The sequence below is a fragment of the Salibaculum sp. genome, assembly GCF_035270045.1.
Taxonomy (GTDB): Bacteria; Pseudomonadota; Alphaproteobacteria; order Rhodobacterales; family Rhodobacteraceae; genus Salibaculum.
Genome location: NZ_DATFIP010000054.1, coordinates 56,170 through 68,943 on the forward strand (window position 1 = coordinate 56,170; position 12,774 = coordinate 68,943).

Annotated in this window: 10 protein-coding genes; 6 read left to right on the top strand and 4 right to left on the bottom strand. The window is 67.5% G+C overall.

Features of this window, described 5'->3' with window-relative positions; genetic code table 11:
- The first annotated feature begins 3 nt into the window (after positions 1-3).
- Genes lptF through rsmA form a run of 6 tightly spaced genes read left to right on the top strand, consistent with a single transcriptional unit; the run spans position 4 to position 7,404 of the window.
- Positions 4-1,140 (top strand): LPS export ABC transporter permease LptF, encoded by a 1,137-nt coding sequence (lptF, locus tag VJ897_RS08815; protein ID WP_324055189.1) that lies wholly within the window; start codon positions 4-6, stop codon positions 1,138-1,140.
- Positions 1,137-2,234, top strand: coding sequence for an LPS export ABC transporter permease LptG (gene lptG, locus VJ897_RS08820; protein ID WP_324055191.1), 1,098 nt, complete (start codon positions 1,137-1,139; stop codon positions 2,232-2,234). Before lptF ends, lptG begins: the two co-directional genes overlap by 4 nt.
- Positions 2,234-4,336: an LPS-assembly protein LptD gene (gene lptD, locus VJ897_RS08825; protein WP_324055193.1), complete on the top strand. Its 2,103-nt coding sequence runs from the start codon at positions 2,234-2,236 to the stop codon at positions 4,334-4,336. Before lptG ends, lptD begins: the two co-directional genes overlap by 1 nt.
- 27 nt (positions 4,337-4,363) lie before the next feature.
- A complete protein-coding gene (locus VJ897_RS08830) occupies positions 4,364-5,563 on the top strand; it encodes a peptidylprolyl isomerase (protein ID WP_324055195.1) in 1,200 nt (399 codons plus the stop codon).
- A complete protein-coding gene (gene pdxA / locus VJ897_RS08835) occupies positions 5,563-6,528 on the top strand; it encodes a 4-hydroxythreonine-4-phosphate dehydrogenase PdxA (protein ID WP_324055197.1) in 966 nt (321 codons plus the stop codon). Before VJ897_RS08830 ends, pdxA begins: the two co-directional genes overlap by 1 nt.
- A gap of 45 nt (positions 6,529-6,573) precedes the next feature.
- Positions 6,574-7,404: a 16S rRNA (adenine(1518)-N(6)/adenine(1519)-N(6))-dimethyltransferase RsmA gene (gene rsmA / locus VJ897_RS08840; RefSeq protein ID WP_324055198.1), complete on the top strand. Its 831-nt coding sequence runs from the start codon at positions 6,574-6,576 to the stop codon at positions 7,402-7,404.
- Between the two features lie 128 nt (positions 7,405-7,532).
- On the opposite strand, the gene lpdA is transcribed toward rsmA, so the two are convergent.
- The 4 genes from lpdA to VJ897_RS08860 form a co-directional block, all read right to left on the bottom strand.
- Positions 7,533-8,939 (bottom strand): dihydrolipoyl dehydrogenase, encoded by a 1,407-nt coding sequence (gene lpdA / locus VJ897_RS08845; RefSeq protein ID WP_324055200.1) that lies wholly within the window; start codon positions 8,937-8,939, stop codon positions 7,533-7,535.
- Between the two features lie 89 nt (positions 8,940-9,028).
- On the bottom strand, positions 9,029-10,576 hold the full coding sequence (locus VJ897_RS08850) for a diguanylate cyclase (protein ID WP_324055210.1): 1,548 nt from the start codon (positions 10,574-10,576) through the stop codon (positions 9,029-9,031).
- A gap of 124 nt (positions 10,577-10,700) precedes the next feature.
- Positions 10,701-11,297 carry a DUF924 family protein gene (locus VJ897_RS08855; protein ID WP_324055211.1) on the bottom strand — a complete coding sequence of 199 codons (597 nt, stop codon included), beginning with the start codon at positions 11,295-11,297 and terminating at the stop codon, positions 10,701-10,703.
- Positions 11,298-11,375: 78 nt separating this feature from the next.
- Positions 11,376-12,644: an MFS transporter gene (locus tag VJ897_RS08860; RefSeq protein WP_324055202.1), complete on the bottom strand. Its 1,269-nt coding sequence runs from the start codon at positions 12,642-12,644 to the stop codon at positions 11,376-11,378.
- Positions 12,645-12,774: the final 130 nt, after the last annotated feature.

The following is a 12,774-nucleotide window of genomic DNA, read 5'->3' on the forward strand; positions in this document are numbered from 1 at the left end:
CAGGTGCCGCGATTCGACCGCTACATGCTGTCGCAATTCCTTACCGTCTTCGGCTTTTTCTCCCTCGTGCTGGTGCTGATGTACTGGATCAACCAGGCGGTTCAGCTCTTTGACCAGATCATTACCGACGGGCAGTCGGCCTGGGTCTTCCTGGAACTGACGGCGCTCTCGCTGCCCGCGCTGATCCAGATCGTGCTGCCGCTGGCCGCCTTCGCCTCTGCCGTCTACGTGACCAACCGCATGGCCTCGGAAAGCGAACTGGTGGTTGTCCAGGCCACCGGCTATTCGGCGTTCCGGCTGGCGCGGCCCGTGGTCGTCTTCGGGGGGATCGTGACCGCGTTGATGCTGGTGCTGACCCACGTACTTGTGCCGCTGTCCCAGGGCCGCCTCATCGAGCGCCAGGCCGAGATCTCGCGCAACCTCTCGGCACGGTTGCTGACGCAGGGGCAGTTCATGTCACCCTCGGCCGGTGTGACCCTCTTCGTCCGCGATGTCTCGGCCCAGGGGGAGCTGCGCGATGTCTTCCTTTCGGACAGCCGCCGCGCGGACCGGCACATCGGCTACACGGCCAGCCGCGCCTTCCTCGTGCGGGCCGAGGCCGGACCCCAACTGGTCATGATCGACGGACTGGCACAGACCCTTGTTCACGAGGATCAACGCTTGTTCACGACCAGCTTCGACGATTTCGCCTACGACGTCAGCGCGCTCGTCCCCGAGGTGGGCGATCGCAGCCGCTCGGCGCGCGAACTGACCACGGCCGAGCTCCTGTCGCCCACCCCGGCGCTTGAAGAGGAAACGGGCAGAAGCGCCGCCTACCTTGTGCACGAGGGGCATGACCGGTTCGTGCAGCCGCTGACGGCGCTGGTCGGTGCGCTGCTGGGCTTCGCCGCCCTTCTGGTGGGCGGGTTCAGCCGCTTCGGGCTTTGGCAACAGATCCTGGGCGCGGTGGTGCTGGTCGTGGTCATGAAGTCGGTGGAAAGCGCCGGGATGGGGGCGGCCCGCGCCGCGCTCGGCGCCTGGCCCGCCGCCTATGCCGGCCTGGCCTTCGGCCTCGCCGCCGGCCTCGCGCTGCTTGTCGCCAGCGCCCGCCCCTACCTGTTGCGCCGGCGCCCGACACTGCCCGAGGGGGGCGCGGCATGATCCTGCACCGCTATTTCTCGCGCCGCTTCATGGTCAGTTTCGCCAGCACCTTCGGAATATTCCTGCTGCTCAACGGCTTCATCGACCTGGTCGAGCAGGGCCGCCGTTTCGCCGGAACCGAAGCCGGCCCGGCGCAGGTGGTGGCGCTGACCCTGCTGAACCTGCCACAGGCGCTTTACGAGTTGCTGCCGCTCATCACCGTGCTCAGCGCCATCGCGCTTTTCCTGGGGCTGTCGCGGTCATCGGAACTGGTGGTGGCGCGGGCCGCGGGCCGCTCGGCGCTGCGCGCCTTTCTCGGGCCGCTGATGATGACCCTCCTGATCGGCCTTCTGGCGGTGGCCCTGTTCAATCCCATCGTCGCCGCCACGCTGAAGGAATACGAGAACCGTTCCTCCAGCCTGCGCGAGAATCGGTCCAGCATCCTGTCGATTTCGGACGACGGGCTCTGGTTGCGCCAGGGCGACGCCGAGCGGCAGACGGTGATCCGGGCCGAGGCGACCAACCTTGACGGCACCGTCCTTGAAGATGTCACCTTTATCACCTTCACGCAGGAGGGCGGGCCCATACGCCGCGTCGAGGCCGCCAGCGCCGAGCTGACACCGGGGGCCTGGGTGCTGACCGATGCCAAGTCATGGCCGCTCTCCGACAGCCGCGTGGCCGAGCAATGGGCCACGACGCACGCAAGCCTGCGCATCCCTTCGACTCTGTCTGCAGACCGGATCCGCGACAGTTTCGGGACCCCCAGCTCGATTTCCGTGTGGGACCTGCCCGCCTTCATCGACCGGCTGGAGGCCGCGGGTTTCTCGGCGCTGCGCCACCGGGTCTGGCTCCAGATGGAACTGGCCCAGCCGCTGTTCCTCTGCGCCATGGTGCTGATCGCGGCGGGCTTTACCATGCGTCCCCAGCGGGGGCGGCGCGTGGGGCTGCTGGTGCTCACGGCGGTTGTGCTCAGCTTCGGGCTTTATTTCCTGCGCAATTTCGCACAAATCCTCGGCGACAACGGCCAGATCCCGGTTGCGCTGGCCGCCTGGGCGCCGCCGGTCGCGGGGATCGCGGCGTCGCTGGGTCTGCTGTTGCACCTGGAGGACGGCTGATGCGGCGGCTGGTTCTGATCTGCCTGTTGTGGCTCTGGCCGCAAGCGCTGGCCGCGCAGGCATCCGCCACTCTGCTGGCTGACCGGGTGATCGTCCCGCCCGGCAGCGAACGGCTGATCGCCGAGGGAAATGTCGAGGTCTTCTTCGAGGGCACGCGGCTGTCGGCGGCGCGCATCACCTATGACCGCGGCACCGACCGTCTTGCGATCACCGGCCCGATCTTCATTCGCACCCAGGCGGGCGAGATCCTGACCGCCGAGCGCGCCAACCTGGATGCGCGGCTGGAAAACGGGCTGCTGCGCGGGGCACGGCTGATCCTGGACGACCGGCTGCAACTGGCTGCCGACCGCATCGACCGGGTCGGCGGGCGCTACACGCAACTCAGCCGCAGCGCAGCGACCTCCTGCAAGGTCTGCGACGACGGCCGCCCACCCCTGTGGGAAATCCGCGCGGCGCGCGTCATCCACGACCAGCAGGCGCGCCAGCTCTTTTTCGAGAATGCCCGGTTCCGGGTCTACGGGGTGCCGATCCTCTGGCTGCCGCGCCTGCGCCTGCCGGACCCCAGTGTCAGCCGGGCAACCGGCGTGCTGGCCCCCGAACTGCGCACGACCGACCAGCTGGGACCGGGGATCAAGCTGCCCTATTTCATCCGGCTGGGGGACCATCGCGACCTGACCGTGACGCCCTACATCTCGACCGAGACAGCCACGCTGGAAGCTCGCTACCGGCAGGCCTACCTGCGCGGCGAGATCGAGGTCTCGGGCGCCGTCACGCGCGACAGCCTTGTTGACGGGGGGCGCGGCTATCTCTTTGCCGACGGGGCCTTCCGGCTGGGCGGCGGCACGCGGCTGCGCTTCGACGTCGAAACCGCATCGGATGACGCCTACCTGCTGGACTACGGCATCAATGGCGGCGACAGGCTGGACAGCGAGATCAGCCTGTCGCGGATCACCGACCGGGAGATGCGGCGCGCGCACCTGACCCTCTACCAGAGCCTGCGCGCCGCCGAGGACAACGACCGCCTGCCACCGCTCGTGGCCGAGGCCCGCCGGGAACGGCGCACCACCCCGGCCATCGGCGGCACGCTGAGCTACGGCGCGGGGCTGGAAGGGCACCTGCGCACGCTGGATGCCGGGCCCGACGGGCTGGGCGACACACTGCGCGCGGGGGTCTGGGCCGACTGGCACCGCGCCCATGTCGCCGGACCCGGGCTGGTTTTGGAAACCCGCGCGGGGCTGCGGCTTGACCATTACGCCTTTTCGCCCGATGCGTCCGCCCGGGACACCACCCGCACCACCGGACAGGCCGCCGTGACCCTGCGCTACCCCCTGATCCGGCAGGACGCGCGGGCAGCGCATGTGCTCGAACCGGTGGTGCAACTGGCCTGGTCCGGCCAGTCCGGCGACACGCCCCCGAACGAGGACAGCGTCACCGCCGAGTTCGACCAGGCCAGCCTGCTGGCGCTGTCGCGCTTTCCCGGCGAGGACGCCGCCGAAACCGGAACCAGTGCCGCCCTGGGGCTGAGCTGGTCCCGGCGCGGGCAGGCCGGCTGGCACAGCCGCCTGACGTTCGGGCGGGTGCTGCGCACGACGGAAAACCCCGCCTTCACGCACACCTCGGGGCTGGACGGTGCGGCCTCGGACTGGCTGATCGCCGGCGGACTGGACACCGGCACGGGGCTGGGCCTGCGCGGCCGGACATTGATCGACGACGGTCTGGCCGTGACCCGGGCCGAAGCGCTTCTGGACTGGCGCACCCGGCGCATTGACCTCGCGGCGGGCTACATCTTCCTGCCAAAGGATGCCGACGAGGACCGCAGCAAGGCGGTGCGCGAGATCAGCCTCGACGGGGCCTATCGCTTCAACGACCGCTGGGCGGCGGGACTCGACATGCGCTATGATCTGGCCGATGGTTCGCCCTCGACGGCAGGGCTCGAACTGGGCTGGCGCAACGAATGCGTGACGGTGGATTTTTCGGTGTCGCGCCGCTTCACGTCTTCGACTACTGTGCAACCGACAACCGACTTCGGCCTGGTCGTGGGGTTGAACGGCTTTTCCTCCGGGCGTACCGGGGAAGGGCCAGCCCGCAGCTGCCAGGACTGAGACATCGACAAAAGCCAAGAGGTTCCGATGCGTGCCGTTCTGATCCTGCTCGCCCTTCTCGTCCCCGTCGCCCTGCCCGCGCAGGCGCAGTTCTCGCCGGCGATCACGGTGAACGACAAGGCCATCACACCCTTCGAGATCGAACAGCGCGAACGGATGCTCGAGGTCTTCCGCACCCCGGGCGATCTCGCCGACCTCGCCCGGGAGCAACTGATCGAGGAGCGTCTCAAGGCACAGGAGCTTGAGCGCGCCGGGCTGCGCCTGACCGAAGAGGGCCTGCAACGGGCCATGACGGATTTCGCCGCGCGCGCCGACCAGGACCTGGACCAGTTCCTGACCGTGCTGCGCCAGAACGGGATCGAGGAAGAAAGCATGCGTGACTTCGTCCGCATCAACGCGACCTGGCGCGACTACATCCGTCAACGCTACGACAGCCGCGCCCGCGTCACCGAAGCCGAGGTGGATCGCGCCCTGGGCCGGTCCGAGGGCGGCGCGGGAATCCAGGTTTTGCTGAACGAGATCATCATTCCGGCCCCGCCCGAACGCGCCGAGGCGGCCATGCAGCGCGCCGAGCAGATCAGCGAGCTGACGTCCTTCTCGGCTTTCGAATCCGAGGCGAGCCGGGTTTCGGCCCTGCCCTCTCGCGAGCGTGGGGGGCGGCTCGACTGGCTGCCAATCAGCAATTTCCCGGCACCGCTGCGGCCGATCTTCCTGGGCCTCGCGCCGGGCGAAGTGACCGATCCGCTGCCCATCGAGAATGGCATCGCCCTGTTCCAGCTGCGCGACCTGCGCGAGGTGACACGGGGCACCCCCGCCCCCGCCGAGATCGACTATGCCGCCTACTACATAGACGGCGGCCTGTCGGAGCAGGCTTTGGACCGTGCCGCGCGCGTTGCCGGCCGGGTGGATACCTGCGACGATCTGTACGGCGTGGCCAGGGACCAGCCGCCACGGGTGCTTGAACGCAATGCGCTGCCACCGGACGAGATTCCGCAGGACGTGGCCGTTGAACTGGCCAAGCTCGACCCCGGCGAGACCTCCTGGGGGCTTACCCGTGCCGGGGGAGACACCCTGGTTCTGCTGATGCTCTGCGGCCGCACCCCCGCCGAGAACGGCGCGCAGGACCGCGACGCGGTCCGCAACCAGTTGCGGTCGCAGCGGCTGTCGGGCTATGCCGAAGCGCTGCTGGCCGAGTTGCGCGCCTCGGCCCGGATCACCGGCAACTGATGCGGCCCATCGCCGTCAGCTGCGGCGACCCGGCCGGGATCGGCCCCGAGGTCGCCGCGGCGGCCTGGCGGACCCTGCAGGGAAAGGTGCCGATCCTGTGGATTGGCGACCCGGCCCACCTGCCCGAAGGCACGCCATGGCAGGCGGTGGAAAGCGCCGCCGCGGCAGAGACCGCGACCGGCTTGCCCGTGCTCGCCAGCGACTTCGGCGCACCCCGCCGCCCCGGCATGCCCGATGCCGCCCATGCACCCCACGTCATACGCGCCATCGAGGAGGCCGTTCACCTCGTCCGGTCCGGGGACTGTGCCGCCCTGACCACCGCGCCGATCCACAAGCAAGCCCTGATCGACGGGGCTGGCTTCGGCTTTCCCGGCCATACCGAGTTCCTCGCACATCTCGCCGGGGCAGATCGGGTGGTGATGATGCTGGCCAGCGAAACCCTGCGCGTTGTGCCCGCCACCATCCACATCCCCCTGGCCCAGGTGCCCGAGGCACTGACCGCAGACGGTCTGGCGCAGACGATGCGCATCACACATGCCAGCCTCATTCGCGATTTCGGCATTGCCGCGCCGCGCCTCGCGGTGGCGGGGCTGAACCCCCATGCGGGCGAGGGTGGCAAGATCGGGCACGAGGAAATCGAGATGATCGCGCCCGTGCTGGAAACCCTGCGTGCCGAGGGGCTGGACATCACCGGGCCGCTTTCCGCCGACACGATGTTTCACGCCGCTGCCCGCGCCCGCTATGATGCCGCCGTGGCCATGTATCACGACCAGGCGCTGATCCCGATCAAGACGCTGGCCTTCGACGAGGGCGTCAACGTCACGCTCGGCCTGCCCTTCGTGCGGACCTCGCCGGACCACGGCACCGCGCTCGACATCGCGGGGACGGGCCGGGCCAATCCCGCCTCGATGGTGGCGGCGCTGCGCATGGCCGCGCGGATGGCCACCGCACGCGACGGGCGGTAAGCCCCCCGCGAGGCGTTTCCCACCATCATGAAGGACGACCAACCCATGGATGATCTGCCCCCCCTGCGCGAGGTCATCGCGGCCCATGACCTGGCCCCGAAAAAGGCCATGGGGCAGAACTTCCTGCTCGACCTGAACCTGACGGCCCGGATCGCCAGGCAGGCCGGATCACTGGCCGATCACGACGTGCTGGAAATCGGCCCCGGCCCCGGTGGCCTGACACGGGGTTTGCTGGCCGAGGGCGCGCGCCGGGTGGTGGCGGTGGAAAAGGACAGCCGCTGCCTTCCCGCACTGGCGCAAATTGCCGAGCGATACCCCGGTCGTCTCGACGTGTTGAACGCCGACGCGCTTGACCTCGACACGGCCCGGCACCTGTCCGCGCCGGTGCGCGTGGCCGCGAACCTGCCCTACAACGTGGGCACCGAACTGCTGGTGCGATGGCTGACGCCGGCGGCTTGGCCGCCTTTCTGGGACAGCCTGACGCTGATGTTCCAGAAAGAAGTGGCCCAGCGGATCGTGGCCACGCCCGGCTCCAAGGCCTATGGGCGGCTGGCGATTCTGGCGCAGTGGCGCACGCAGGCACGGATTGTCATGGAACTGCCGCCGCAGGCCTTCACGCCGCCGCCCAAGGTGCACAGCGCTGTGGTGCATCTGACAGCCCTGCCAGCGCCGCGGTTCCCGGCCGATCCGAAGACACTGGAAAAGGTCGTCGCCAAGGCCTTCAACCAGCGCCGCAAGATGCTGCGCGCCGCGCTGAGGGGCTTGCGCCCGGACATCGAGGACCGGCTGATCGCCGCCGGGATCGCACCCACCGAACGCGCCGAGCAGGTCGACGTGGAACGCTTCTGCGCCCTGGCGCGGGCGCTGGACACCTGACTCGCGTCCGCTGAGCTCAGAAGCGATCCGCGCCGCGGAAACCCCGGGCCCGGCAATCGACGTGGCGCGGCCGCAATTGACCACGCCAATCGCTTTCCCGCACTGGCCGAAATCTTGGGGATTTCGGCTTACATGTGAATGACGCGATCGAAAGCGTCGAGGACGCTTTCGTGCATCATCTCGGACAAGGTCGGATGCGGGAAAACGGTGTTCATCAGGTCTTCTTCCGTGGTCTCCAACTGGCGGCCCACAACGTAGCCCTGTATCAACTCGGTCACCTCGGCCCCGACCATGTGGGCGCCCAGAAGCTCGCCCGTCTTCTCGTCGAAGATCGTCTTGACCAGGCCCTCGGGTTCGCCAAGTGCAATGGCCTTGCCATTGCCTATGAAGGGGAAGCGGCCGACCTTGATCTTGTATCCCTTTTCCTTCGCCTGGGCCTCGGTCAGACCGACACTGGCGACCTGCGGATGGCAATAGGTGCAACCGGCGATGCTTTCGGGCTTGACCGGGTGGGCGTGCTTGCCGCCGATCAGGTCGGCGACCATGACGCCCTCGTGACTGGCCTTGTGTGCCAGCCAGGGCGCGCCCGCGATGTCGCCGATGGCATAGAGCCCCTCGACCCCGGTGCGGCAGTATTCGTCGGTCACGACATGGGTGCGGTCGACCGTCACGCCCAGCCCTTCCAGTCCAAGGCCCTCGGTGTTTCCGACGATGCCGACGGCGGAAATCACCGTGTCGAATTCGTGCTTCTCGACCTTGCCGCCGGTCTCGATATGCGCGGTGACCTTGCCCCCCGATTTCGAAGGTGCGCGGTCCAGTTGCTTGACCGTGGCCTTCTGCATGATGGTCATGCCCTGGGTCTCGAACTGTTTCCTTGCAAAGGCGGAAATCTCCTCGTCCTCGACCGGCAGGATACGGTCCATGACCTCAACCACCGTCGTATCGGCGCCCAGGGTATTGTAGAAGCTGGCAAATTCGATACCGATGGCCCCCGATCCGATGACCAGCAGCTTCTTGGGCATATGCTTGGGCTGCAGCGCGTCCTTGTAGGTCCAGACCAGATCGCCATCGGCCTCCAGCCCCGGCAACTCGCGGGCCCGCGCGCCGGTGGCAAGAATGATGTTCTTCGCGGTCAGGTCCTCGGTGCCTTTCTCCGTCTTGACGGATACCTTCCCCTTGGCAGGTATGGTCGCCTCGCCCATGACAACCGTGACCTTGTTCTTCTTCATCAGGTGGCCGATGCCGCTCGTCAGCTGGCCAGCCACGTCACGCGACCGCTTGACCACCGCGTCGAGGTCATAGTCGATCTTGCCGGCACTCAGGCCGAAATCCTTGGCCCGGTGCATCAGGTGAAAGACCTCGGCGCTGCGCAGCATGGCCTTGGTCGGGATGCAGCCCCAGTTCAGGCAGATGCCGCCCAGGTGTTCGCGTTCCACGATCGCCACGTTCAGGCCAAGCTGGGCGCCGCGGATGGCGGCCACGTAGCCCCCCGGTCCGGCCCCGATGACGATCATGTCGAAGTTGCGAGCTGCCATTGATGCGCCTCCTCATCCAGAATTAGTTTACCCTTAAACTAATATGGCAGGGGCATCCAGAGGGCCGCGTTCATGGCCGCTATGCATTTTCATCGCGGAAGGGGGCCGGGGTCCGGCGGCGACGCGCGGCAGACGCGGTTCCGGCCGGCCTCCTTCGCACGGTAGAGCGCATCGTCAGCAGCCTTGAGCACCGCGTTCGGCGTGGCCCCGCCGCCGCCCGCGTAGACAACCACCCCGGCCGAGACTGTCACCTTGGGCAGCAGCGCGTGGGCGCTGCGGATCTGCTGCGCTGCGATCTGCTCGCGCATGGCCTCGGCGGCGGCCTCGGTCCGGTCCAGGTCGGCACCGGGCAGGCAGACGGCGAATTCCTCGCCGCCCATGCGACAACAGATGGCGGACGGATCGAAAACGGCATGCAACTGTTCGCAGATCGCCCGCAGCACATTGTCACCGGCATCGTGGCCGTGATTGTCGTTGAACGACTTGAACCTGTCCGCATCGAAGGAAATCAGCCCGAATCCCGGTCCGCCCCCATCGGCAACGCCGATCTCGCGGCGCAGCGCATCCATGAAGTAGCGCCGGTTGTAGAGCCCCGTCAGCGGGTCGCGGATGGATTGGTCGTGCAACTCGTCACGTAGCTTGACGTTGGCAATTGCCATCGAGATGTGTTCGGCGCAGCGGATCGCGAAATCGCCTGCCTGGCACACCGTGGCAGCGGCCGCGGCGCCGGTATCGGACGCCGGGTCGAAGCGGATGTGCAGCAGGCCGACCGTGTCGCCATGGGCGATGATCGGCACGCAGAGGTATTCATGGACGGCCACCCCGTGCTCGTGGTCCTCCACATGGTCGCAAGTGAAACACAGCCCCTCGGCCCGGTATTCATAGGCCCGGCCACGGCGCAGCGCCCAGCAGCTGTCTGCGGCGATGCTCCGGTGCAGATCGCGGGTGTTCCAGTTGCAGGTGCCCACCAGCCCGTCGCGCGAATTGGAAAAAAGGTAGAGTTCCCCCTTTGACCCGGGCAGCAACCGTTCCATGAAGCGCATGACGATGCGGTAAAGCTCGTCCAGCGACTTGCACGATTGCAACCACTCGTCCAGTTCTGCCAGTCGCCGGGCCTCGGTCTGGCGGGCGCGTTCCTGTTCAAGGACATCCTGCGCCTTCTGCCGGGCGGCCTCGGCGGCGCGCTTGGCGCGCTCCAGTTCCTCGGCGGCGGCGCGTTCCCGCGTCACATCGGTGAAGGTGACCACGTAGCCGCCACCGCGGGCCGGGCGCGCGTTGGTCAGCACCACCCGGCCCGAGGGCAGGACGCGATCGAAGGAATAGGCCTGATGCGCCTTTATACGGGCCGCCGATGCCTCGCGATCGTCGCTCGACATCTCGCCCCGTGCCACGGCGCGGTCGCGGAATGCCGCGCGCGTGGTGCCGATGGCCAGGTCTTCGCCGTCCAGCTCCAGCACCTCGAATATCCGGGTGTTGTGCAGCTCGCAGGTGCCATCGGCGGTCCAGACGAGGATGCCCTGCTCCATGATGTTCATGATCTGCTCGACCAGGGCGATCTCGTCGGGCCGCGCGGCAACGTCGTCGTCGCCCCCGCGCCGGTGCGCTGCCGGGTCCACGGGCTTGAGGTTCTGGTGCATCACGTCCGACGGCCCCCTGCTATCTGGTACAGGCGACAGGGTGCGCAGGACCCGTTACACCGCGCTTAATCGCGGCGAAGGATCTGCCTCGAATTTGCAACAAGGCCGCGCGATCGGCACCCGGTCAGGCCGTGGCGTGATCCCGCACCCCTGCATCAACGCTGGAAAGGGCCGTCGCATAGCCACCTTCTGCCATCCAGGCCGCCTCGGCCGGGCTGGTGTCGCGGCCCAGCGCGTCATTGCGGTAGGGGAAGCGCCCGAACTTGCGGATCACCTCGCGATGGGCCTTGGCATGGCGCAGGTTGGAGGCGCCCGTCTCGGGCATGCGGACCGCCATGAGCCGCACCGCGCGGTCCTGGTCGCATAGGTTTTCCGAATGAACCAGCGGCAGGTAGAAGAACTGCCGCGCCGGTTCGGCCACGCGCTTGTCCCAGCCGCGGTCAATGGCCACCTTGCTGGCCGCCCGGGCCGAACAATCGCTGGCAAAGGCGCGCGGATCGTCGCGGAACATGTTGCGCGGGAACTGGTCGGTCAGGATGATGTAGCCGAGCGTGCCCACGGCGTTGGTCAGCCACAGGCCGCAGGCCCCCTCACGCGCCTCGTCCCAGGTGGATCGGAACCGATCGCGGATGTCGTCGTCGCGCGCCTCGTCCGCCTCGTACCAGCCCTCGGGGCCGACCTCGTCCACCCAATAGGCGACGATCTGCTCGGGGGTGACCATGGCCTGTCCTTTCATACCGCCTGTTCCTGCCTGTCATGGAACCGTTGCAGAAAGCCCAACGCCTGGCAACGCTGGCGTTCATGTCTGGTCATCGGACTGTTGCTCTTCCAACTCAGTTTCGATGTAGTATTCCTGCGCGGCCTCGACGGCCACGGGCGAGCCCGCGGGCGTGACCGGTGCATAGGGGGTGACGTCATCGATGTTGAATTCACTGGGCCGTTGCAGGATCCGCAAGAGACCGTAGCCGGCCAGCCCCAGCATCAGCAGCCCGACGATGACCCACAGGGCGAAGGCACCGAAGCGGCCCATGGTATACCCCATGAGGATCGGGCCGAAGATGGCGCCCATGCCGTTGATGAAGATGAACCCCGCCGAGGCCGAGGCCATGTCGTCGTGTTCCAGGAAGTCGTTGGCATGGGCCAGCAGCAGCGAGTAAAGCGGGTTCGCCATGCCGCCCACCAGCGCCGCGCCGACAAGCAGCACCACGTAGTTGGCACCGAAGGCCGCGGCGATCATGGCCCCCAGCCCGCCGATGCCCGCGCTGGCGATGATAAGGATGCGCCGGTCCATCCGGTCCGACAGCCAGCCGATGGGAAACTGCGCCACCAGCGACCCCGTGAAGATGACCGAAACCAGAAGCGAGATCTGCCCGGCCGCCAACCCGGCCTCGGCGCCATAGACGGCGACCATGCCGAACATGGCCGCGAAGATGCCGCCGAGGCAGACCATGCCCACCGCCGCCAGCGGCGAGGCCGCGATCAGATCGCGCAGACGCATCCGCCGCGTCGTTTCCGACGCCGGTGTCGGCTGGACCGAAAGCAGGATCGGCGCGAAGGCCAGCGAAACCAGCACAGAGGGGATGATGAACAGCACGAAACCCGAGGCATCGCCCAGGCTGATCACGTATTGCGCGGTGATGATCCCGGCCATCTGCACGATCATGTAGACCGACAGCGACTGGCCGCGGGTCTCGTTCGTGGAAGCATTGTTCAGCCAGCTTTCGGCGGTGATGTAAACGCCCGAGATACACAGCCCGATGACGACCCGGCCAATCGACCAAGCCCAGACATCGACGAGGACGGGATAGAGGATCAGCACCGCCGACACGGTCGAGCCCAGCGCCGCGAAGACCCGGATATGGCCCACGCGCCGGATCAGCTCGGGGGTGATCCGCGAGCCAATCAGGAACCCCGCGAAATAACCCGACATGACGAGGGACATCTGGAACGACGAGAAATTCTCGATCCCGCCGCGAATACCCAGCAGGGTGGACTGAAGGCCGTTGCCCATCATCAGCATGTACATGCCCAGAAAGAGGGGCCAGGAGGTGCGAAGGACTGGTATCATGTGGGCTATCCTAAGGGGGGCCGCCGGCCCGAGTCGGTGCTGTTCACGTCTCGACTTATCATCTCAGCGACATGACGCCACAACGGGAAACCGACGGGCCGGCGGCCCCCTGCCGTTCTGGTTCGTGTGG